A 20,652-nucleotide genomic window follows, 5' to 3' on the forward strand; every position below is an offset into this window, starting at 1 on the left:
CGTCAGGTGCTGCGCGTGGTGACCACCATCCCCAGGGTGATCAGGCCCAGGACGACCCAGCCGAACCACAGCCAGCCGTTGCTGCCGAGCGCCACCGTGTAGGCCGTCACCACGACGAGGCCGCCGACGGTCAGCACTCCCATGGTCTTCGTCGCGTTTGAACCGTTCGTGGAACCGGGCATCGCAACACCCTCCTCATGGTTCGGTCCCCTCCATGGTGCCCCCGTTCTGCCTCCTGACGGTGCACACGACGACATGAGTACCGGATTTCCAGGGACCCTCGCTGGTCCACGAACCGGCCTCGTAGACGGACGGATCGAAGCCGTAGTCGAGCGGGGCGACGTCCCGCGCGCACGCCGCGTCCGACGAGGTCCGCGCCTCGGCGAGCGTCACGTCGGCGCCCAGCCGGGTGAATCCGAGCACCTGTTCGTCGTACCGTCCGCCACACGGCACCAGCCGCGCCTCCCGGTTCGAACGGACGTCCAGGCAGTCGCGCTTCTGCATGGTCGCGGTGTCGGCGAACGGCGTACCGAACCTACGCCGCTCCCCGAGCGGCCCGTACAGCGGCCCGTGCGCGCCGAGCACCAGGCAGGCGGTGCGCCGCCCGGCCGCCTCGAACCCGGTGCCGCTCGGCACGACGGCGTGACTGCGCACATCGGCCAGCCGCTCCCGCAGCTCCCGCGTCCGCTCCTCGCACCGGGCCGGACCCAGCTTCCGCGCCTCCGCCGCGGAGGCGGCCCCGGCGAACGCCACCACCTGCCCGTCGGGCGCCTTGTCCCGGCAGGTCGGATCCAGGGCCAGCCGGGGCGTGCCCGCGAAGCGCCGCCCGCCGGGCCAGTCGGCGAGCACGCAGTCCCCGTCCGCGAGCGGCTTCGCCAGCCCGACGGCGTCCCCGTACGGCGCCCCTGCCCCGCCGCCAGCGCGGTCGCCCAGCGCGTACCAGACGCCGCCCAGGGCGAGAACCAGTCCGAGACCACAGGCCGTGACGGCCCGGAGGGCGGTGGAGCGCTGCCGCCGCCGAGTGCCGGACGCGGCGGCGACGGGTCCGAAGCCGCCCGGGCCGGCCGCCGCCTCCCAGGGGGACGGCGACCCGGGGTCGGTCCGGGTCCGCTCGTACGCCTCGGACTGGGGAGTGACGAGCCCCGACAGCGCGGCCTCCGCCTCCGGCGCGGTCATCCGCAGATCCGGATCCTTGGCGAGCAGCCCGCGCAGCACGGGCTCCAGCGCACCGGCCCGCACCGGCGGGCGCGGTTCCTCCATGACCACCGCGGTGAGCGCCGCCAGCTGTGACTCCCGCTCGAAGGGGCTGCGGCCCTCGACGCCGAAGTACAGCGTGCAGCCCAGCGAGAACAGGTCCGCGGCCGGCGTCGGCGTACCACCGGACGCCCGCTCCGGTGCCAGATACCCCGCCGTGCCGACCAGCACCGACGCCTTCGTGTACCGCGTCTCACCGGCGTCCGGCTGCACCGAGATGCCGTAGTCGGTGAGCAGCACCCGCCCGTACGGCGCGCCCGTGCGGTCCGGCGCGAGCAGGATGTTCGCCGGCTTCACGTCCCGGTGCAGCACGCCCCGCTCGTGCCCGGCGGTCAACGCGTCCAGCACGGCGAGGCCGACCCGGGCGCACTCGGCCGGGGCGAGCGGACCGCGCCGCGCCACCAGCTCGCGCAGGTCGACGGCGTCGGTCACGTACTCCATGACGATCCATGGCAGCCCCTCGTGCTCCAGCACGTCGTGCACCGTCACCACGTGCGGATGGCCGCGCAGCCCGGCCGCGTGCCGGGCCTCCGCACGGGCCCGCGCGACCCGCGCCTCCCGCTCGTGACCGGCCTCGGCCGGGTCACGGAACACGATCTCCTTCAGCGCGACCTCGCAGGCCAGTCTCTGGTCGTGGGCCAGCCAGACGTGCCCCATGCCGCCGCTGCCGAGCCGGTGCAGCAGCAGATAGCGGCCGGCGATGACCCGGCCCACTCCCGACGTCGGTGATCCTGAGGACATCCGGTGACTCCCGGGTTCGGCGGGGGTGCGCTACTGGTGACCGGCTTGCTTGTGGCCGGGGGTGGTGAGCTGGTGGTCCGGGGTGGTGGGCTGGTCGGCTGTGGTGGTGGGCCGGCGGTCTGTGGCGGCGGGCTGGTCGACTGCGGCGGTGGACTGGTCGTCTGTGGCGGTGGGCTGGTGACCTTCGAAGGTGCGCCGGTGACGGGTGGCGGTGAGCTGGTCACGGCGGGTGGGGCGCTGCTCCGGGGCGGCGCGCTCGACGGGGGCGGCGCGGAGCCGGGCGGCACGGCACTGGACGGTGGCGGCCCCGAGCCGGGCGGCGCGGCACTCGACGGGGGCCGCCGCGAGGGCGGTTCCTGCCCCGGCGAACCGGTGCTCGTCGGCCCGGAACGAGTGGGCCCGGAACCAGTGGGCCCGGAACTAGTGGGCCCGGAACTAGTGGGCCCGGCGCTCGTCGGCGGCCCGGAACCGGCCGGGGGAGTGGCCACCCGCACCGTCACAGGCGCCCCGAACCGCAGCTCGGTCCCCGCCCCCGGCTCGGTCCCGGTGACCCGTGCCCGGTCCGGCGGCAGCCCCTCACCCGCATACGCGACCGCCAGCCCCGCATCGGCCAGCCGCCGGCTCGCCTCCCCGAAGGTCGTCCCGGCGAGAGGCGGCACGGCCCGTCGCTCGGTCGCGTCGAAGCCCGAGTCCGCCTCGCCCGTCGTCCCGACGGGCCGCTGGATCCCCCGCGCGGCGTCCTCGACGTCGACGAGGGCGATCCGCTCCAGCTTCCGGGAAGCGGGCCGCACGACCACCACCTCGGAACGGTCGTAGCCCTGCCACTTCTCGTTGCCGTCCTCGAATGCGACCGATATCCGGCTGGTGTCGCCCTCGAAAGGCCGAAGCGGATTTCCGCACGAACACTTGACCGACGGAAGTCCCTTCTCGTCGACGAGAACCGCGATTCCCGCCTGGAGCAGGGCGTGGAAGGAAACAGCCTTTCCCTTCTTGTAGTCGTGGTTCAGGGCAAGCGTGTCGTGGCGCAGGAGAACGGGGGTGAGCCGGTCGAGATAGTCGGGGATGTCACCCGCACGGAGATCGAGAGCGGTCGCCCACGCCCGCGCCTTCCCGGCGTTCCGAGGCGCGGTGAGGAACCGCTTCAACCGCTCGACGTCACAGATCCTCGGCTGCTCGGTTCCCCCGTACAGCCCGGGCGTGTCCCCCTGCTGAAGCCCGCCGTGCACCGGCCGGGAACGGACCCGGGCGTCTCTGCCGAGCCCGCTGTCCTCGGCGAAGAAGGGCGACAGCGACGGTACTCCCGCGGCGACCGCCTTCACCTCGACCAAGGAAGGGCTCGCATCGCACCCCCCGAGAGCCATCAGAAAGACGACCAGGACAGCGATCTTCCGCATCACCGCTCCCCCCTGCGGTTCCCCCGACGCGTTTCATGCTACTGAAGGAAAATGCCATTCAGCCGCGTTGTGGAGAAAGAGCAGAGGGGGAGGAAAGAGCGGCCCGGAGAGAAGGGGGAAATCAGTTCCCGCGTGCGTGCAGCGAGCTCAAATAGGCGTTGTACGCCTCGAGTTCCTTGTCCCCGTCGCGGTCGGCGGCCCGGTCCGTGCGCCGGGCCTGCCGCTGCTCCGAGGCGTACCACTGGAACAGCAGCGCGATCAGCACCAGCACGGACGGGATCTCGCTGAACGCCCAGGCGATGCCGCCCGCCGCGTTCTGGTCGGAGAGCGCCTCGATGCCGAGCGAGGCGGGCGGGTTCCTGAACGTCTCGACCATCGGCTCGGACGCCATCATCAGCGCGATCCCGAAGAACGCGTGGAACGGCATGCCCGCGAACAGCTCCAGCATCCGCATCAGATAGCCCGGCCGGTGCGGTCCCGGGTCCACGCCCATGATCGGCCAGAAGAACACCAGGCCGACGGCGAGGAAGTGCAGCATCATCGCGATGTGCCCCGTCCTGGAGCCCATCAGGGTGTCGAAGAGCGGCGTGAAGTACAGCCCGTACAGGCTCGCGATGAACAGCGGGATCGTGAACGCCGGGTGCGTGATGATCCGCATGTACCGGCTGTGCAGCACCATCAGCAGCAGCTCACGCGGCCCCTTGCGGCCCCGGCCCGCCGTGGGCAGCGCGCGCAGCGCCAGCGTGATCGGCGCCCCGAGCAGGAGGAGGATCGGCGACACCATGCTGATCACCATGTGCTGCACCATGTGCACGCTGAACATGACCATGCCGTAGTCGTTCAGCTGGGTGCACATCATGAGCATGATGCTCAGCACGCCGACGACGTAGGCGACGGTCCGCCCCACGGGCCACTTGTCCCCGCGCCGCACCAGCCGCACGACACCCCACCCGTACAGCGCCAGCGCGGCCAGGCAGGCGACGAGAAAGAACGGGTCCGCCGACCATTCCAGCCCTCGCCCCAGCGTGAACGGCGGCAGATCCATGGTCATGCCGTGCCCGCTGTGATCCATTCCGCCGGCTCCTGTTTCGTGGGGGTGTGCAGCAATCTGTCCGCCCCAAGACTAGAACCGCCCCCGGCCGCACCAGCGACCGGGGGCGTATTCAGGGGCGCGGGGAACTGCGCGAACAACCACAAACGACCCGCACTCGGCAGATCAGCTCAACCTCAGAGCACACACTCCGCCTCGTCGTACCGATCCTCCGGCACGGTCTTCAGCGTCTCCACGGCCTCGGCCAACGACACCATCACTATGTCGGTCCCGCGCAGCGCGGTCATCCGCCCGAACTCCCCGCGATGCACGGCCTCCACCGCATGCCACCCGAACCGCGTGGCCAGCACCCGGTCGTACGCGGTGGGCGTTCCGCCTCGCTGCACATGCCCGAGAATGACCGGCCGCGCTTCCTTCCCGAGCCGCCGCTCGAGCTCCACGGACAGCTGCCGCGCGATGCCGGCGAACCGCTCGTGCCCGTAGATGTCCTTGCCGCCCTCGTCGAACTCCATGGTCCCGGGCCGGGGCTTGGCCCCCTCCGCCGCCACCACGATCGCGAAGCGCTTGCCCGCCTCGAACCGCTCGCCGACCCGCCTGGTCAACTCCTCTATGTCGAAGGGCCGCTCGGGCACGACGATGGCGTGCGCGCCGGCCGCCATGCCGGAGTGCAGGGCGATCCAGCCGGTGTGCCGGCCCATGACCTCGACCACCAGGACCCGCTGGTGGGACTCGGCGGTGGTCTTCAGCCGGTCCAGCGCCTCGGTCGCCACCCCCACGGCCGTGTCGAAGCCGAACGTGACGTCCGTGACCGCGATGTCGTTGTCGATGGTCTTCGGCACACCCACGATGGGCAGACCGCTGTCCGACATCAGCCGCGCCGCCTTGAGAGTGCCCTCGCCGCCGATGGGGATGATCGCGTCGAGGCCGAGCTCGTCGACATGGCCCTTGGCCCGCTCCACACCGTCCCGCAGATGGGAGGGCTGGACCCGGGAGGACCCGAGAATCGTGCCGCCGCGGGCGAGGATGCCACCCACCGCGTCGAGGTCGAGCTTGAGGTAGTCGCACTCCAGAAGGCCCTTCCAGCCGTCCCGGAAGCCGATGACCTCGTCGCCGTGGTCGGCGACGGCGCGGTGCACGACGGACCGGATGACGGCGTTCAGGCCGGGGCAGTCGCCGCCGGACGTGAGGACACCAATGCGCATAGCCCGAAAACCTTCTCGATGTGGGCCGGGACCGGACCACGTTGTCCGGCTCGAATCCCCGCCACCCTAGCGGCATCGAGGGGCCGGACCGAAGCACGCGTCCGCCTGCTGGACGACCCCGCTCACCTGTGCGGATGGGTCGTCATACGGGCTGTTGACCAGCAGGTTGACGCGTGCTTACCGCACGCTGCACGGCAGCGGCTAGGCAGGCTGCTGCGCGGCCGCGATGCGCTCGTTGCGCAGGGCCTCGTACCAGCGGTCGTCGGTCGGCGGCAGCGCGTTGACGTCGAGCGCCAGCTTCAGCAGCAGGTCCGCGATCAGCGGGTTGCGCGCGAGCACCGGCCCGTGCATGTACGTGCCGAAGACGGTGTCGTTGTACGCGCCCTCCGTGCCGTCGCCCGTGCCGTTGCCGTTGCCGAAGCGCACCTGGGCGAGCGGGCGGGCGGTGGGGCCGAGGTGGGTGACGCCCTGGTGGTTCTCGAAGCCGGTCAGCGGGGGCAGGCCGAGACGCGGGTCGATGTCGCCCAGCACGTCACCGACGCACCGCTCGCCCTCGCCGCGCACGGACACCACGTCCAGCAGCCCGAGTCCGGGCTCGCGCTGGCCGAGGTCGTTGATGAACTCGTGGCCGAGGATCTGGTAGCCGGCGCACACCGAGAACACGATGGCGCCGTTCTCCACGGCCCGGGCCAGTCCGGCGTCCCGGCGCAGCCGCTCGGCCGCGAGCCGCTGCGGGCGGTCCTCACCGCCGCCGATCAGGTAGATGTCACCGGAGGTAGGGATCGGCTGGTCGCTGCGCACATCGAGCCGGGCCACGTCGAGGCCGCGCTGCCGGGCCCGGCGCTCCACGACGAGGACGTTGCCCTGGTCGCCGTAGGTGCTGAGCAGGTCGGGATAGATCCAGACGATGCGCAGTTGGTTGTCGCTCACAAAAGTCCCCTGACGTCTCTCGTGCTCAGTTGCCGACGCGGCGGCGCAGGTCCTGGAACGCCGTGTAGTTGGCGATGACCTCGATCCGGCCCGGCGGGCACGCCTGCACGGCCTGGTCGAGGTTCTCGTAGACCTGGAAGTGCTGGTCGGCGACTTCCAGGCGCACCGCGAGGTCCAGTCGCCGGTCGCCGACGACGCAGATCGGGTGGCCGGTCAGGCGCGTGTAGTCGACGTCCCACAGCCAGGAGGTGTCGGTGCCGTCGGCGGAGCGCGCGTTCACGGAGAGGATCACCGGGGCGGGCGGCGGGTCGATCAGGGAGAACGTCTCCAGCCAGCCGGCCGGGTTCTTCGCGAGCAGGAGCCTGAGGTCACGGCCCTGGAACTGGACGACGTCGTACCGCCCGGCCACCGCCTGCACCTGGTACATGCGCTCCAGCGCGACCTGGGGCGGCACCCCGAACACGGCGGCGACGGCGGCCGAGGAGGCGGCGTTGGCCTTGTTGGCGCGGCCGGGCAGCTGGAGGTGGATCGGCCAGGCCGAGCCGTGCGGGTCGAGGACGTGGTCGCCGGACAGGGCCCAGCTCGGCGTCGGGCGGCGGAAGCCGCACTCACCGCAGTACCAGTCGTCGCCCGGGCGCTGCATCACGCCGCCGCAGGACGGGCAGGACCAGGCGTCGTCCTTCCACATCTGCCCGGCGGCGACCCAGATCACATTGGGGGAGGAGGACGCCGCCCACACCACCAGCGGGTCGTCGCAGTTGGCCACGACCACGGCCTTGGAACCGGCGAGCCCTTCCCGCCAGTTCTCGGCGAGCATGCGGGTCTCGGCGGCGCGGTCGAGCTGGTCGCGGGAGAGGTTGAGCAGGGCGATGCACTTGGGGGCGGTGTCCCGGGCGACGCCGGCGAGGTACTTCTCGTCGACCTCGATGACGCCGTACCGGGCGTCCGAGCCGCCGGCGAGGGCCGAGGTGATGCCGGCCGGCATGTTGGCGCCGAGCGCGTTGGAGACGACCGGGCCCGCCGCGCGCAGGGCCTCGGCGATGAGCCGGGTGGTCGTGGTCTTGCCGTTGGTCGCGGAGACCAGGATCACGTCCAGGTTCTGGGCGAGCCGGGCGAGGAGGTCGGGGTCGAGCTTGAGCGCCACCCGGCCGCCGATCACCGAACCGCTGCCGCGTCCAGCGGCGCGGGATGCCGCTGCGACCGCCTTGCCCGCGGTCACGGCCAGCTTGGCCCGCGGCGAGAGCGGGTCCGAGTTGCCTGCCATCAGTTCTCGATCCTCCTTGCGTACGCGCCGCGCGTTGAAGCCTGACGGCCACGTGGTGTGGACCTCAGCCTATCGAGATCCCTTCGCACTCCCGAACCGCGGCACTGTGGGGAACTCGTGCGGGAGGCGCGGATCGACAGGACCTTACTCTTGCCGCCATGCGACACAGCTCCATCCCCGGCGCCCGCGGCCGCGTGAGACCCCTCACCCTGCACGGCGATCCGCTCCTGCACACGCCCTGCGCGGAGGTCACCGACTTCGGCCCCGAACTGGTCCGCCTCGTCGAGGACTTGTTCGCGACCATGTACGCCGCCCAGGGCGTCGGCCTGGCCGCCAACCAGATCGGCGAGCCGCTGCGGGTCTTCGTCTTCGACTGCCCCGACGACGAGGACGTCCGTCACCTCGGCCACGTGGTCAATCCGCGCCTGGTCGAGGCGGACGGAGTGGTGATCCGGGGCCCCGAGGGCTGCCTGTCCCTACCGGGCCTGGAAGCGGGCACGGAACGCTACGACCACGCGGTGGTCGAGGGCTTCACCATGACCGGCGACCCCATCACGGTGCACGGCACGGGCTTCTTCGCCCGCTGCCTCCAGCACGAGTACGACCACTTGGAGGGCCGCATCTACGCGGACCGTCTTACGGGCTGGCGCCACCGCAGACTGATGCGGCAAGTGGCCAAGGCCTCATGGCGCCGGGTGGGGTGACTCCTCAGGGGCGCGGGGAACTGCGCGAACAACCCCCACCGGCCGTCAGTCGAAAAGCAACGGTCAGAACCCCGGACCCCCCACCCGGTCACCCGTCGCCGCAAGCCGCCCCCACAACAGATCGGCAAGACTCCGCACCAACTCCGCACGGGAACACGGCCGTTCCCCCAGCCACCAGTCCCCGGCGGCATGCATCATGCCGACGATCCCATGCCCCCACACCCGCGCCAGCTGCTGCCCACCCGGCCCGAGGTCCACCCGCTCCTCGATGACCTGCGCCAGCTCCTCGCCCATCCGCCGCAACAACGGCGCACTGTGCTTGCCGACATCGAACCCCTGGTCCCCCGGCTGGCTCCCCTCCGCCGGATGCATCAGGAACCGGTACACCTGAGGCCGCGCCTCGATCGCCGCGAGGTACGTGTCCAGCGTCGCCTCGACCCGCTCCCGCCGCTCCGCCGGCGCGTCCAGCGCCGCCCGCAGCGAGTCCAGCAACGCGTCGGTGTGCCGCTTGGCAAGGGCCGCGTAAAGTCCGCCCTTGTCGCCGAAGTGCCGGTAGAGAATCGGCTTGGTGATCCCGGCCTCCGCCGCGATCGCGTTCATCGAGGCCTGCGGGCCGTCGCGCAGCACCACGCGGTCGGCGGCCTCGAGCAGCTCACGCCGCCGGCGGTCGGCGGACCGTTGCTGATCGGTCCGCTGCGTGGTGTCCATGTGCTCTCCCCACCCGTGCTGATTCGATGACGCCTGCGCAAACTAACACTGAAGCATGCCCCGGACACCGAAAGGGTGCCGACCGGTCGGTAGGAGTTGACGCGGACTACCCACCGGTAACAGACTGGGTGTTACCGCAAGTAACATGCACGTGTGCCGCTGGAGGGGACCGACATGGCCGAGTTCACCATGGAGCTCAACGACGAACAGAAGGAGGTCCGCGACTGGCTCCACGGCTTCGCCGCCGATGTGATCCGCCCCGCGGCCGCCGAATGGGACGAGCGTGAGGAGACTCCCTGGCCGGTCATCCAGGAGGCCGCCAAGGTCGGCATCTACTCCCTGGACTTCTACGCTCAGCAGTACTTCGACCCCACCGGCCTCGGCATCCCCATGGCGATGGAGGAGCTGTTCTGGGGCGACGCGGGCATCGCCCTGTCCATCGTCGGCACCGGCCTCGCCGCCGTCGGCGTCCTCGCCAACGGCACCGAGGAGCAGATCGGCACCTGGATTCCCCAGATGTACGGCGACGCCAACGATGTCAAGGTCGCCGCCTTCTGCTCCTCCGAGCCCGACGCCGGTTCCGACGTGGCCTCCATGCGCACCCGGGCCGTGTACGACGAGGCCAAGGACGAGTGGGTGATCAACGGCACCAAGACCTGGGCGACCAACGGCGGCATCGCCAACGTCCACGTCGTGGTCGCGGTCGTCGACCCCGGGCTGGGCTCCAAGGGGCACGCCTCCTTCATCATCCCGCCGGGCACCCAGGGCCTGTCCCAGGGCCAGAAGTTCAAGAAGCACGGCATCCGCGCCTCGCACACCGCCGAGGTCATCCTCGACAACGTGCGCGTGCCCGGCTCCTGCCTGCTCGGCGGCAAGGAGAAGCTGGACGAGCGCCTGGCCCGCGCCCGGGAGAAGGCCAAGCAGGGCGGGGAACGTGTGAAGAACGCGGCGATGGCCACCTTCGAGGCGTCCCGCCCGGCCGTCGGCGCCATGGCGGTCGGCACCGCCCGCGCCGCGTACGAGGTCGCCCTCGACTACGCCGTGACCCGTGAGCAGTTCGGCCGGCCGATCATCGACAACCAGGGCGTCGCCTTCCAGCTCGCGGACATGCGCACGTCCATCGACGCGGCCCGGCTCCTCGTCTGGCGCGCCTCCTGGATGGCCGTCAACGGCAAGCCGTTCACCGCGGCCGAGGGCTCGATGTCCAAGCTCTTCGCCAGCGAGACGGCGAAGAAGGTCACGGCCCAGGCGATCCAGATCCTGGGCGGCAACGGCTACACGCGGGAGTACCCGGTGGAGCGGATGCACCGCGACGCGGCGATCTACACCATCTTTGAGGGCACCAGCGAGATCCAGCGTCTGGTCATCGCCCGGACGCTGTCGGGCAAGCCGATCCGCTGACGCGGCGGTCGGGCCCCCTCCGGTATCCGGAGGGGGCCCTTTTCCGTGTGCGCACAGGGCGGACGCGAGGGCAGGCTCCCGGGTTGCCTCGATCATCGGATTTTTTTCGGTGAACCGTGCAACCATGCATTTCCTTTGCGAGTCCTTCACCTACGTGTCACAGAACCCTGGGGGGATCATGAGCAACTACAGCCGGATCAGAATCACCGCCGCAGCGGCGGCCGTGATCGGCGCACTCACCATCACCGCCTGCGGTGGCTCCGGCGACTCCGTCGTCGACAAGCCCAAGGCCAAGGCCTCCGCCAAGGCCGACAGCGGGCAGCAGGCCAAGAAGAAGGCCGCCGAGAAAGAGGCCGCACCCGAGGTCGCCAAGACCGGCGACACCCTCGCCCTGAAGGGCATGGAGGACGGCAGCAAGCTCGACGTCACCGTCGTCAAGGTCGTCGACAACGCCAAGTCCGGCGACGAGTTCACCGCTCCCGAGTCCGGCAACCGGTGGATCGCCGTGCAGTTCCAGCTCGTCAACACCGGAACCAAGGCCTACACGGACAGCCCGCAGAACGGCGCTCAGGTCGCCGACGACCAGGGCCAGCAGTTCCAGACCACCTTCGCCGAGGTCACCGCCGGCCCGTCCATGTCGTCCGCCGTCCGGCTCAAGCCCGGCGCCAAGGCCCTGGGCTGGATCGTGTTCGAGGTGCCGAAGGCCTCGAAGGTGGCGACGGTCCAGTTCGCGATGGACTCCGGCTTCGCCGAGCAGACCGGCGAGTGGCAGCTCACCTGACGCCTGCCGGTCGTCCGGCGGCGCCCGCCGGTCCTCACCGGTGCCGGAGCGGCGTCAGCTGTTCGATGTCGTAGCGTGCCCGCAGTTCCTGGATCGCCGTGTGATCCGGCGGGCCCCCGCTCGCCAGGATCTCCAGGAGCTCCTCGAAGTACCGCTCGTGATCCGGCGGCGGGGAGGCCTGGAAGAACATCTTGGCCGGGGTGTCCGTCGGGTTGGCGAAGGCGTGCGGGCACCCCGGCGGGACGACGATGACCGTGCCCGGCGTCGCCCGTACCGCCCGGTTGCCCGAAGTGGACTCCCACTTCTGCCAGTTGTCGGGGGTGCGGACGCGCGGCTCGAAGGCGAGGACGTCCAGCTCGCCTTCGAGCACGTAGAACAACTCCTCACTGCGCGTGTGCACATGGGCCCCGACGTCGAAGCCCGGGGGCACGACCACCTCGAAGGTGGAGGCCATGCGCGAGTGCGTGCCGGTCACCTTGAAGGTCACATGCTGGGCGGGGGCCTGAACGACCCGGCCGTGCCCCGGTGGGACGAGCAGGCCTTCCGTCGCCGTCATCGCCGGCTCACCACGTCACGGGCAGGGCCTCGGGCCCGCGGATCAGCGCGCCCTTCTTGAAGGGCACGTCCTCGGCCGGCACCGCGAGCCGCAGGCCCGGGACGTCGTCGAGAAGCGCGTCGACCAGGAGCTCCGACTCCAGCCGGGCCAGCATGGCGCCCGGGCAGTAGTGCGGGCCGAAGCCGAAGGAGACGTGGGGGTTCGGGTCACGGGAGAAGTCGATGGTCTCCGGGTCCGGGAAGACGTCCGGGTCGCGGTTGGCGGCCAGGTACGACACGTAGATCGCGTCGCCCTCGCGGATCCGTACGCCGCTGATCTCCACGTCCTCCAGGGCGATCCGCGACAGACCGACCGCGTTGCGGTGCGGGATCCAGCGCAGGAGTTCGTCGACGGCCCGGGGGCGGATCTCCGGCTCGGCGCGCAGCCGCTCGGCGAGCTCGGGGCGGGTCAGCAGGACGTAGAACATCTGGCCGCTGTTGTTGGTGACCGCCTCGCCGCCGATCTGGAGGAGGACCGCGAGGCCCACCGCCTCCTCCACGGTGACCTCGCCGCGGCCCACGGCGGCGCCGAGCAGGGAGGTGACGTCCTCGCCGGTGCTGCCCTCACGCAGGCCGATCAGGTCGGCGAAGTAGGCGCCCATCTCCTTCTTGGCCTTCTCGCTGACCTCGGCGCCGTGCGCGGAGGACAGGATCAGCTGGGTCCAGGTGTGCATGCCCTGCCGGTCGGCGGCCGGGACGCCCATCAGCTCGCAGATCACCGCGATGGGGAACGGGCCGAGCACGGCCTCGGTCAGAGTCGGCGGGCGGCCCGTCCTGGAGCATCTCCTCGACCAGCTCCGCCAGCATGCGCCGGGACCGCTCGCGCACCCGCTCCACCCCGCGCGCGGTGAACGCGGCGGCGACGCTGCGGCGCAGCCGGGTGTGGTCCGGCGGATCCAGGAACCCGACCGCGCCCCGGGCCGGGATGAAGTGCGGGGCCAGCCGGGTGACCTGCCGGTCCATGACGGCCTCGCGGCTGAAGCGCGGGTCGTTGGTCACCGTCCGCACGTCGTCGTAGCGGGTGACCAGCCAGGCCCAGCCCTCGCCGTTGGGCAGCTTGATACGGGTGACCGGGCCCTCGTCCATCAGCTCCCGCAGGACCGGGTCGAAGTCCGCGCCGGACAGGTCGAGCGCGGGCCAGTCCCGGACCGGGGGCAGGGTGTCGGTGATCGTCTCTTCGCTCATCTCACATCGTCTCGTCCGCGCGGTGCCAGCGGCCCAGGGCCATCTCGGCGGTGATACCGGGTCCGAACCCGGCGAGCAGCCCGCGCGCCCGGTGCTCGGGACCGCCCTCGTCGAACAGCCGGCGCAGCGCGTCCAGGACGACGGCGCTGGCGATGTTGCCGTACTCGGTGAGCGTGGCCCGGCTGAAGCGGAAGGCGTGCGGGTCGACGTGCAGGAAGGTGCTGAGGTCGTCGAGGATGCGGGGCCCACCCGCGTGGACTATGTAGAAGTCCAGGTCGGAGGCGTCCCAGCCGTGCTCCCCGGCCAGGTCCTTCAATGCCGGCGCGAGCGGTTCCATGGTGGCCGGGACCCGCTTGTCCAGCAGGAAGTGGAAGCCGGTGGCCTTCACGTCGTACATGATCCACTCCTCGGTCTTGGGGATCAGGTACGAGCCGTTGCGCTCCAGGCTGACACCCTCGCCGCCCCGGCCGCGGACCACGGCGGCCGCGATGCCGTCGCCGAACAGGCCGTTCCACAGCAGCGAGCCGACACCGATGTCGGTGGGCTGGTAGCACAGCGAGCAGAACTCGCAGGCCACGATCAGCGCGTTGGCCTCGGGGTAGGCCGTGCAGAAGTCGTGGGCCCGGTTGATCGCCGCACCGCCGGCCGCGCAGCCCAGCTGGGCTATCGGCAGCTGCCGCGTGGTGGAGTCGAAGCCCATCTCGTTGATCAGCCAGGCCGTGAGCGAGGGCATCATGAAGCCCGTGCACGACACGTAGATGATCACGTCGATGTCGGTGGTGAGCAGCTCCGCGTCGTCGAGCGCCCGCTGGATGACGCCGGGCACCCGTGCCTTGGCCTCGGCCTCGTAGAGCTTGTTGCGCTCCTCGAACCCGGGGTGCTTCAGGGTTTCCTCGATGGGCTGCACGATGTGCCGCGTGCGCACACCGGTGTTCTCGATCAGCCGGAGGGCCAGCGGCAGTTGGGGATGGTCGGCGTGGCGCTAACGCGCCAGCTCCAGCGTCTCCTCCATCGTGATCACGTGCTCTGGAACGGACACCGAGGGTCTGCACAAAGTCGCCATGAACCGTGCCTGCTTTCGCCTCCCGGAAGGCCCTTCGCCCCCCGGTCAGAAGGTGGTTCACCTCAAGGGGTGGTCCACCCACGATCACCCGGTGGGACGCCGATCTCGCGCCGGACTACTCCGTATCGGGGACGCCGTGCCAGGCTCGTCCCGACACCTCACGACGGAGGACGCGATGACGCACCCGGCCCGGGACCTGCTGAAGACGACCACGGCGACCCTCGCCCCGGACCCCCACGGCAACCCCCTGGTCCCGCGGATCGCCCAGGGCACGGCGCCCCGCTCCACCCTCGCCGCGCTGGCCCTGGAACAGACGTGGGTGATCCCGGCGGACCGCCGGGCCTTCGAGCATCTGGCGGAACGCTCGGCAGCGACCGACCCCGAAGCCGCGGCCTTCTTCACGACGCTCGCGGAAGGCGAGGCCCTGGCGGGCGAGCGACTGACGGCGTTCGCGCGGGCGTGCGGCGCGGACGAGACGGCCGAGGCATCGTACGAGCCGCTCCCGGGCTGCCAGGCCTACCCCGCGTACGTGGCCTGGCTGGCCCTCAACGCCGCACCGGCAGACGTGGTCCTCGCCCTGACGGCCAACTTCTCGGCCTGGGGCGGCTATTGCGCGACGATCGCCACCGCGCTGCGCGAGCGCTACGGCTTCCCCGACGAGGCCTGCGCGTTCTTCGACTTCTTCGCGGAGCCGTCACCGGAGCTGGACAGGCTGGCGGCGAGGGCGGTGGAGGCGGGTCTGGACGAGGGACGACTGAACGAGACGCGAGCACACGGATACGGTCGCCTGCTTCAGGCATACGAGGCGAGCTTCTGGTCGACGCTGGGTGAACCGACCTCTTAGGGGCGCGGGACTGTGTCGAATTGCGGCTCCGCCGCGCGGGCGCGACCAGCCACAACGCACCCGCACACGCCGCCGCTACGTTCCGCCCCCACTGCTGTGCGCGATACAGGCCACATCAATACGGTCGGCCAGCTTCGCCAGCTCAATGGCCAGCTCGGCGACCGTGTCCTCGTCGAGCCCCGACTCCCCGCCCTCCACCAGCCGCACCCACCGACCCCCCACGGTCCGCAACAGCTTGCTGACATCCGCCGCAGCCACCTGCAAGGTCCCGCGGTCGTCGACGATCAGAGGCAGAGTCACTTCGCGGTTCACACATGGGATCGTAGCCCCGCAACACTCACGCACCGTGCCAAACGGTGGTGATGTTGCAGAACTCCCGGATTCCGTGCCCGGACAGCTCACGCCCGTACCCGGACCGCTTCACCCCGCCGAACGGGAACGCCGGATGGGACGCCGTCATCCCGTTGACGTACACGCCGCCCGCCTCCAGATCCCGGACGAACCGGTCTACCTCCGCCTCGTCCCGCGTCCACACGTTCGAGCTCAGCCCGAACGGCGAGTCGTTCGCGATCAGCACGGCCTCGTCCAGATCGGCCGCCCGGTACAGCGTGGCGACGGGCCCGAACGCCTCCTCCCGGTGGATCCGCATCTCGCGGGAGATGCCGGCGAGGATCGTCGGCAGGTAGTACCAGCCGGGGCCGTCCGGACGTTCGCCACCGCACAGCACCTCGGCTCCGCCGCGCACCGCGTCGTCGACCAGCTCCTCCAGGTCCCGCAGTCCCTGCTCGCTGGAGAGCGGCCCGACCTCGGTGTCCTCGGCCATGGGGTCGCCGACCTTCAGCGCCCGCATGCCCTCGGCGAACCGCTCGGCGAAGGCGTCGTAGACGTCCGAGTGCACGATGAAGCGCTTCGCGGCGATGCAGGACTGCCCGGTGTTCTGCACCCGCGCGGTCACCGCGACCTTCGCGGCCCGGTCCAGATCGGCCGAGGGCATGACGACGAACGGGTCGCTGCCGCCCAGCTCCAGCACCGTCTTCTTGATCATCTCCCCGGCGGTGGAGGCGACCGCGCGGCCCGCCGGCTCGCTGCCGGTGAGCGTGGCCGCCTTGACGCGCTCGTCGCGCAGGATGTCGTCGACCGCCGCCGAGCCGATCAGCAGGGTCTGGAAGCAGCCCTCCGTGAAGCCCGCCCGGTGGAAGAGATCCTCCAGGTAGAGGGCGGTCTGCGGGACGTTCGAGGCGTGCTTGAGCAGGCCCACGTTCCCCGCCATCAGCGCGGGCGCCGCGAAGCGGATCACCTGCCACAGCGGGAAGTTCCACGGCATGACCGCCAGCACCGGCCCCATCGGCCGGTAGCGCACCCGCACGCGCGAGGCGCCGGAGTCCTTGACGTCGGCGTCGGCGGCCTCCTCGTCGGCGAGCAGCTCCTCGGCGTGGTCGGCGTACCAGCGCATCGCCTTGGCGCACTTCGCCGCCTCGGCCCGGGCCTGCTGGATCGGCTTGCCCATCTCGGTGGTCAGCACCCGGGCGATGTCCTGCTGATCCTCGTCGAGAAGGTCGGCGGCCCGGTGCAGCAGCCGGGCGCGCTCGCCGAAGGTGGTCGTCCGGTACGTGCGGAACGTGGCCTCCGCGAGCTGGAGCCGGCGCTCGATCTCCTCCTCGCCCATGGCCTCGTACGTCTTGAGCGTCTCGCCGTTCGCCGGGTTCACCGTTGCGATGGGCATGGCTGACCTCCCTCGGTGCGGGCTGTGTCTCGACCTTCCCGCGCGGCGGAGCGGACCGCAACGCGGGAGCGTCTCGTCAGGGCGAGTGCTCCGCCAGGCGGTCGAGAAACGCCGCCTGGGCCTTGACGATCACCTGGCGGGCCCGGTCGAGCCCGAACCACGCCACCCGGTCCAGCTCGGGGAACTCCTGGAGCTGCCCGGAGCGCGGCGGCCACTCCATCCGGAACGTGCCGGGCGCGATCGTCGCCGGGTCGAGGTCCGCCTCGATCGCCCAGGCCGTGACGATCTTGCCGCCTGTCTGCCGGACCTCGCCGAGGTCGATGGCCTCCCCGTCGGGCGGGGGCAGCCCCAGCTCCTCCTGGAACTCGCGGCGGGCTGCCGCCCAGGCGGACTCGTCGGGGTCGTACTCGCCCTTGGGGACGGTCCACGCCCCGGCGTCGCGGCGGGCGAAGAACGGGCCGCCCATGTGGCCGAGCAGCACTGCGAGGCCGTCGTCGGTGCGGTGGAAGAGCAGCAGGCCGGCACTGCGCCTCACGGGCTCACCTCCGGGTGCGCGGCCAGCAGCGTCTCCACCGTGTCGGCGTCCTCGGGGCGCTTGTCCTCCCGGTAGCGGACCACGCGGGCGAAGCGGAGGGTGACGCCGGCCGGGTAGCGGGTGGAGCGCTGGAGTCCGTCGTAGGCGATCTCGACGACGAGTTCCGGGCGTACGGTCACGACGAAGCCGTTGTCCGCCACGGCGAGCTGCCGGAGCCGTTCGGTCTGCCAGGTGAGCATCGCGTCGGTCATGCCCTTGAAGGTCTTGCCGAGCATGGCGAGGCCGCCGTCGGCGGTGCGGGCGCCGAGGTGGAGGTTGGAGAGCTTGCCGGTGCGGCGGCCGTGGCCCCACTCGGCGGCCAGGACGACCAGGTCGAGGGTGTGGACGGGCTTGACCTTGAGCCAGGAGGCGCCGCGCCGGCCCGCGCTGTAGGGGGCGTCGAGCGCCTTGGCGACGACGCCCTCGTGGCCGCGCTTCAGGGTCTCGGTGAGGAACTCCTCCGCCGTGCGCACATCGTCCGGCCCGGACACCACCGTGCGCCGCACCCGCATCGGCTCGGGGACCAGGCGGGCCAGCTCGGCGTGGCGCTCGGTGAACGGCAGGTCGAGGAGGTCGCGGCCGTCGACGGACAGCGCGTCGAAGAAGACGGGGGAGACCGGGACCGCGCGGGCGGCCGTCGCCACGTCCGTGCGGGAGCCGACGCGCCCGGCGGTCTCCTGGAACGAGCGGGGGCGCCCGGCCTCGTCGAAGGAGATCACCTCGCCGTCCAGGATGAATCGCTCACCCCGCAACTCCAGGGCGGCGGCCGTCACTTCGGGCAGGCGGTCGGTGATGTCGTCGAGGGTGCGGGTGTAGAGCCGCACGGTGTCGCCGTCGCGGTGCACCTGGACGCGGATGCCGTCCAGCTTCTCCTCGACCGCGCAGGCGCCCAGCTTGTCCACCGCCTCGGCGACCGAGGAGGCGCTGTGCGCCAGCATCGGCAGGACCGGGCGGCCGACGGTGAGGCGGAACCGGTCGAGGGAGGCGGGGCCGTCCGCGAGCAGCGCCTCGGCCACCGACTGGAGAGAGCCCGCGAGCATCACCGCCCGCCGCACGTCCGCCGCGGGCGCCCCGGTCGCCTGGGCCAGTCCCTCGACCGCGACCGCGTCCAGCGCGCCCTGCCGGACCTCGCCGGTGAGCAGCCCGAGCAGGAACCGCTGCTCCTCCTCGGTGGCCGCGCCCATCAACTCCCCGACCAGCCGGGCGCGTTCCGCCTGGGAGCCGGGGCCGGACACCTTCGCGAGCTCCGCCAGCCGGGCGTCGACGTCCCGCACGGTCAGGCTCGGCTCGGCCGCCGGGGCGACCGGGCGGCTCAGCACCTTCCAGCCGACGCCGATCCGGCCCTGCGGCAGCCGTCCCGCCAGGTACGGGATGACGATCGGCACGTCGTCCGCCTCGGCGTCCCGGAAGAGCTCCGCGAGCAGGGCCGTCTTCCGGGACCGCGCCGAGGTGGCGGCGACCTCCTGGGACACTCGGGCCAGCCGGTGCAGCAGCATGCAGCCATGGTGCACCGGAGGGGCCGCCTCTACACCCGGACGGCCGTGCCGAGGCCGTCGGTCACCAGGCCGCCGATGATCACCAAGGCCCTGCCTCGGCACCCGGGCGGCGGCGTCTCTACACCCGCACGCTCGCGTCCAGGTCCGCCATCAGCAGATCCCCGACGATCGCGGACGCCGCCCGGTACCCGCCGCTCGCCGCGTGTACGACCTGCTCGGCGAAGCCGATCGCGTTGCCCGCGGCCCACACGCCCGGCACGGTCGTCTGCCCGTTCCCGTCGACCACCGGGTACGCGCCGAACGGCGTCTCGTGCAGCTCGGCGCCGAGCCGCTCCAGCAGGCCGGTCTGAGGGACGGGCCGCGGTCCGACGAACAGCACCGAGCGGGCATGGACCGTGCCGTCGGCGAGCCGGACGCCGGTGAGCCGGTCGTCCTCGACCACCAGCTCGGCGACCTCCCCGGGCACCACGTCGACCCCGGCCGCGGCGAGCCGGCGCAGATCCTGGTCGGACAGCTCCTCCTCGGCGACCGTGTGCAGGAAGAACCGCACGTCCTTCGACCACTGGGACACGATCAGCGCCTGGTGCACACTTGCGGGGCTGGTGCCCAGCACCCCGAACGGCTGGTCGCGCACCTCCCAGCCGTGACAGAACGGGCAGTGCAGCACGTCCCTGCCGAACCGCTCGGCGACCCCGGGGACCGCCGGCAGCTCGTCCTGTAGCCCGGTCGCCACGACCAGCCGCCGCGCCCGCACGGTCCGGCCACCGGCCAGGACCACGGCGAAGTCCTCGCCCTTCTCGACGTCCACCACCCGGTCCCGCACCAGTTCCACGCCGTACCGCGCGATCTCCTCCCGGCCGACCGCGAGGAACTCGGCGGGCGGCATGCCGTCCCGCGACAGGTACCCCTGCATGTGCGCGGCGGGCGCGTTGCGCGGCTCGCCCGCGTCGACGACCAGCGTGCTGTGCCGGGCCCGCCCCAGCACCAGCGCGGCGGACAGGCCGGCCGCGCCCCCGCCGATGACGACCACTGCGTACTTCTCGGTCATGGTGACCACCTCCGCAGCCGAGGTTCGCCCCAGCGGTACGGGATTGACAAACGCGTTTGCCGAATCTGCAATACGAGTATGACGACGGACGAGGTACTCGCGGGCGTGGGCCCCCGGCTGCGGCAGATGCGGAAGGACCGGGAGGTGACGCTGGCGGCGCTCTCCGAGGCCACCGGCATCTCCGTCAGCACCCTCTCGCGACTGGAGTCGGGCCTACGTAAACCCAGTCTGGAACTGCTGCTGCCGATCGCGCGCGCTCACCAGGTGGCGCTGGACGAGCTGGTCGGAGCACCGCCGGCCGATGATCCGCGGGTGCGCTCGAAGCCGATCGTGATGGGCGGCCGCACCCTCTGGCCGCTCACCCGGCAGCCCGGCGGCCTCCAGGCCTACAAGGTGCTCGAACCCCAGCGCAGGGAGGAGCCGGACCCGCGCACGCACGAGGGCTACGAGTGGATGTACGTGCTGTCCGGCAAGCTCCGCCTGGTGCTGGGCGAGCACGACGTGGTGCTCACGGCGGGGGAGGCCGCCGAGTTCGACACCCGGGTGCCGCACTGGTTCGGGTCGACGGGGGAGGGACCGGTGGAGTTCCTCAGCCTGTTCGGGCCGCAGGGGGAGCGGATGCATGTGCGGGCGCGGCCGAAGCGGTCGTGACGCACGAGATACCGGCCGGCCGGACTCTTCGCCCGGAGGCTGTT

The 20,652-nt window shown here is 71.5% G+C and carries 20 protein-coding genes and 1 pseudogene; 5 read left to right on the top strand and 16 right to left on the bottom strand.

Features of this window, described 5'->3' with window-relative positions; all coding sequences use genetic code 11:
• Positions 1 to 2: 2 nt before the first annotated feature.
• From IE255_RS15865 to IE255_RS15895, 7 genes are all read right to left on the bottom strand, one after another.
• Entirely contained in the window at positions 3 to 182 is a 180-nt protein-coding gene (locus IE255_RS15865) for a hypothetical protein (protein WP_190050910.1), read from the bottom strand.
• 13 nt (positions 183 to 195) lie between these two features.
• Positions 196 to 1,968 (bottom strand): serine/threonine-protein kinase, encoded by a 1,773-nt coding sequence (locus IE255_RS15870; protein WP_229906463.1) that lies wholly within the window; start codon positions 1,966 to 1,968, stop codon positions 196 to 198.
• A complete protein-coding gene (locus IE255_RS15875; RefSeq protein ID WP_308280879.1) occupies positions 1,857 to 3,389 on the bottom strand; it encodes a DUF6777 domain-containing protein in 1,533 nt (510 codons plus the stop codon). The genes IE255_RS15870 and IE255_RS15875 overlap by 112 nt, the downstream gene beginning before the upstream one ends.
• A gap of 121 nt (positions 3,390 to 3,510) precedes the next feature.
• A complete protein-coding gene (locus IE255_RS15880; RefSeq protein WP_190050912.1) occupies positions 3,511 to 4,461 on the bottom strand; it encodes a cytochrome c oxidase assembly protein in 951 nt (316 codons plus the stop codon).
• 155 nt (positions 4,462 to 4,616) lie between these two features.
• On the bottom strand, positions 4,617 to 5,642 hold the full coding sequence (locus tag IE255_RS15885) for a 6-phosphofructokinase (protein WP_190050913.1): 1,026 nt from the start codon (positions 5,640 to 5,642) through the stop codon (positions 4,617 to 4,619).
• Positions 5,643 to 5,843: 201 nt separating this feature from the next.
• Positions 5,844 to 6,572: a type 1 glutamine amidotransferase gene (locus IE255_RS15890; RefSeq protein WP_190050914.1), complete on the bottom strand. Its 729-nt coding sequence runs from the start codon at positions 6,570 to 6,572 to the stop codon at positions 5,844 to 5,846.
• A gap of 25 nt (positions 6,573 to 6,597) precedes the next feature.
• Positions 6,598 to 7,836: a MurT ligase domain-containing protein gene (locus IE255_RS15895; RefSeq protein ID WP_190050915.1), complete on the bottom strand. Its 1,239-nt coding sequence runs from the start codon at positions 7,834 to 7,836 to the stop codon at positions 6,598 to 6,600.
• Positions 7,837 to 7,994: 158 nt separating this feature from the next.
• Here IE255_RS15895 and def point away from each other — a divergent pair, with 158 nt between their 5' ends.
• Complete coding sequence (gene def / locus IE255_RS15900; protein ID WP_190050916.1) at positions 7,995 to 8,540, top strand: peptide deformylase; 546 nt, start codon at positions 7,995 to 7,997, stop codon at positions 8,538 to 8,540.
• 63 nt (positions 8,541 to 8,603) lie between these two features.
• Here def and IE255_RS15905 read toward each other — a convergent pair whose 3' ends face one another.
• Positions 8,604 to 9,248: a TetR/AcrR family transcriptional regulator gene (locus IE255_RS15905; protein ID WP_190050917.1), complete on the bottom strand. Its 645-nt coding sequence runs from the start codon at positions 9,246 to 9,248 to the stop codon at positions 8,604 to 8,606.
• A 174-nt stretch (positions 9,249 to 9,422) separates the two neighbouring features.
• Between IE255_RS15905 and IE255_RS15910 the strand changes: the two genes are divergently transcribed.
• Complete coding sequence (locus IE255_RS15910; RefSeq protein WP_190051357.1) at positions 9,423 to 10,649, top strand: acyl-CoA dehydrogenase family protein; 1,227 nt, start codon at positions 9,423 to 9,425, stop codon at positions 10,647 to 10,649.
• A 178-nt stretch (positions 10,650 to 10,827) separates the two neighbouring features.
• Entirely contained in the window at positions 10,828 to 11,430 is a 603-nt protein-coding gene (locus tag IE255_RS15915; protein ID WP_190050918.1) for a DUF4352 domain-containing protein, read from the top strand.
• Between the two features lie 34 nt (positions 11,431 to 11,464).
• Here the strand turns inward: IE255_RS15915 and IE255_RS15920 are convergent, their stop codons facing one another.
• The 3 genes and pseudogenes from IE255_RS15920 to IE255_RS15930 form a co-directional block, all read right to left on the bottom strand.
• Complete coding sequence (locus IE255_RS15920; RefSeq protein ID WP_190050919.1) at positions 11,465 to 11,986, bottom strand: cupin domain-containing protein; 522 nt, start codon at positions 11,984 to 11,986, stop codon at positions 11,465 to 11,467.
• Between the two features lie 7 nt (positions 11,987 to 11,993).
• Positions 11,994 to 13,209, bottom strand: a pseudogene (locus IE255_RS15925) (cytochrome P450).
• 1 nt (position 13,210) lies between these two features.
• Positions 13,211 to 14,170 (bottom strand): type III polyketide synthase, encoded by a 960-nt coding sequence (locus IE255_RS15930; RefSeq protein WP_229906465.1) that lies wholly within the window; start codon positions 14,168 to 14,170, stop codon positions 13,211 to 13,213.
• 277 nt (positions 14,171 to 14,447) lie between these two features.
• Between IE255_RS15930 and IE255_RS15935 the strand changes: the two genes are divergently transcribed.
• On the top strand, positions 14,448 to 15,116 hold the full coding sequence (locus IE255_RS15935; protein ID WP_190050920.1) for a transcriptional regulator: 669 nt from the start codon (positions 14,448 to 14,450) through the stop codon (positions 15,114 to 15,116).
• Between the two features lie 75 nt (positions 15,117 to 15,191).
• Here the strand turns inward: IE255_RS15935 and IE255_RS15940 are convergent, their stop codons facing one another.
• From IE255_RS15940 to IE255_RS15960, 5 genes are all read right to left on the bottom strand, one after another.
• A complete protein-coding gene (locus IE255_RS15940; protein ID WP_190050921.1) occupies positions 15,192 to 15,428 on the bottom strand; it encodes a DUF6213 family protein in 237 nt (78 codons plus the stop codon).
• Positions 15,429 to 15,453: 25 nt separating this feature from the next.
• Positions 15,454 to 16,839, bottom strand: coding sequence for an NADP-dependent succinic semialdehyde dehydrogenase (locus IE255_RS15945; protein WP_190050922.1), 1,386 nt, complete (start codon positions 16,837 to 16,839; stop codon positions 15,454 to 15,456).
• Between the two features lie 76 nt (positions 16,840 to 16,915).
• The gene (locus tag IE255_RS15950) at positions 16,916 to 17,374 is read right to left on the bottom strand and encodes an NUDIX hydrolase (protein WP_190050923.1); all 459 of its coding nucleotides are present in this window, start codon (positions 17,372 to 17,374) and stop codon (positions 16,916 to 16,918) included.
• Positions 17,371 to 18,909: an ATP-dependent DNA ligase gene (locus tag IE255_RS15955; RefSeq protein WP_190050924.1), complete on the bottom strand. Its 1,539-nt coding sequence runs from the start codon at positions 18,907 to 18,909 to the stop codon at positions 17,371 to 17,373. The genes IE255_RS15950 and IE255_RS15955 overlap by 4 nt, the downstream gene beginning before the upstream one ends.
• Before the next feature lie 118 nt (positions 18,910 to 19,027).
• Positions 19,028 to 19,957: an NAD(P)/FAD-dependent oxidoreductase gene (locus tag IE255_RS15960; RefSeq protein WP_190050925.1), complete on the bottom strand. Its 930-nt coding sequence runs from the start codon at positions 19,955 to 19,957 to the stop codon at positions 19,028 to 19,030.
• A 78-nt stretch (positions 19,958 to 20,035) separates the two neighbouring features.
• On the opposite strand from IE255_RS15960, the gene IE255_RS15965 reads away from it, so the two are divergent.
• Positions 20,036 to 20,608 carry a helix-turn-helix domain-containing protein gene (locus IE255_RS15965; RefSeq protein ID WP_190050926.1) on the top strand — a complete coding sequence of 191 codons (573 nt, stop codon included), beginning with the start codon at positions 20,036 to 20,038 and terminating at the stop codon, positions 20,606 to 20,608.
• Positions 20,609 to 20,652 lie beyond the last annotated feature (44 nt).

This window comes from Streptomyces lomondensis (assembly GCF_014651035.1).
GTDB classification, from domain to species: Bacteria; Actinomycetota; Actinomycetes; order Streptomycetales; family Streptomycetaceae; genus Streptomyces; species Streptomyces lomondensis.

Excerpts from the sequence above, each read along its gene's own strand:
- IE255_RS15865 (WP_190050910.1), bottom strand. The coding sequence starts at position 182 with ATGCCCGGTTCCACGAACGGTTCAAACGCGACGAAGACCATGGGAGTG.
- IE255_RS15875 (WP_308280879.1), bottom strand. The coding sequence starts at position 3,389 with ATGCGGAAGATCGCTGTCCTGGTCGTCTTTCTGATGGCTCTCGGGGGG.
- IE255_RS15880 (WP_190050912.1), bottom strand. The coding sequence starts at position 4,461 with ATGGATCACAGCGGGCACGGCATGACCATGGATCTGCCGCCGTTCACG.
- IE255_RS15885 (WP_190050913.1), bottom strand. The coding sequence starts at position 5,642 with ATGCGCATTGGTGTCCTCACGTCCGGCGGCGACTGCCCCGGCCTGAAC.
- IE255_RS15895 (WP_190050915.1), bottom strand. The coding sequence starts at position 7,836 with ATGGCAGGCAACTCGGACCCGCTCTCGCCGCGGGCCAAGCTGGCCGTG.
- def (WP_190050916.1), top strand. The coding sequence starts at position 7,995 with ATGCGACACAGCTCCATCCCCGGCGCCCGCGGCCGCGTGAGACCCCTC.
- IE255_RS15905 (WP_190050917.1), bottom strand. The coding sequence starts at position 9,248 with ATGGACACCACGCAGCGGACCGATCAGCAACGGTCCGCCGACCGCCGG.
- IE255_RS15910 (WP_190051357.1), top strand. The coding sequence starts at position 9,423 with ATGGCCGAGTTCACCATGGAGCTCAACGACGAACAGAAGGAGGTCCGC.
- IE255_RS15915 (WP_190050918.1), top strand. The coding sequence starts at position 10,828 with ATGAGCAACTACAGCCGGATCAGAATCACCGCCGCAGCGGCGGCCGTG.
- IE255_RS15920 (WP_190050919.1), bottom strand. The coding sequence starts at position 11,986 with ATGACGGCGACGGAAGGCCTGCTCGTCCCACCGGGGCACGGCCGGGTC.
- IE255_RS15935 (WP_190050920.1), top strand. The coding sequence starts at position 14,448 with ATGACGCACCCGGCCCGGGACCTGCTGAAGACGACCACGGCGACCCTC.
- IE255_RS15945 (WP_190050922.1), bottom strand. The coding sequence starts at position 16,839 with ATGCCCATCGCAACGGTGAACCCGGCGAACGGCGAGACGCTCAAGACG.
- IE255_RS15955 (WP_190050924.1), bottom strand. The coding sequence starts at position 18,909 with ATGCTGCTGCACCGGCTGGCCCGAGTGTCCCAGGAGGTCGCCGCCACC.
- IE255_RS15960 (WP_190050925.1), bottom strand. The coding sequence starts at position 19,957 with ATGACCGAGAAGTACGCAGTGGTCGTCATCGGCGGGGGCGCGGCCGGC.
- IE255_RS15965 (WP_190050926.1), top strand. The coding sequence starts at position 20,036 with ATGACGACGGACGAGGTACTCGCGGGCGTGGGCCCCCGGCTGCGGCAG.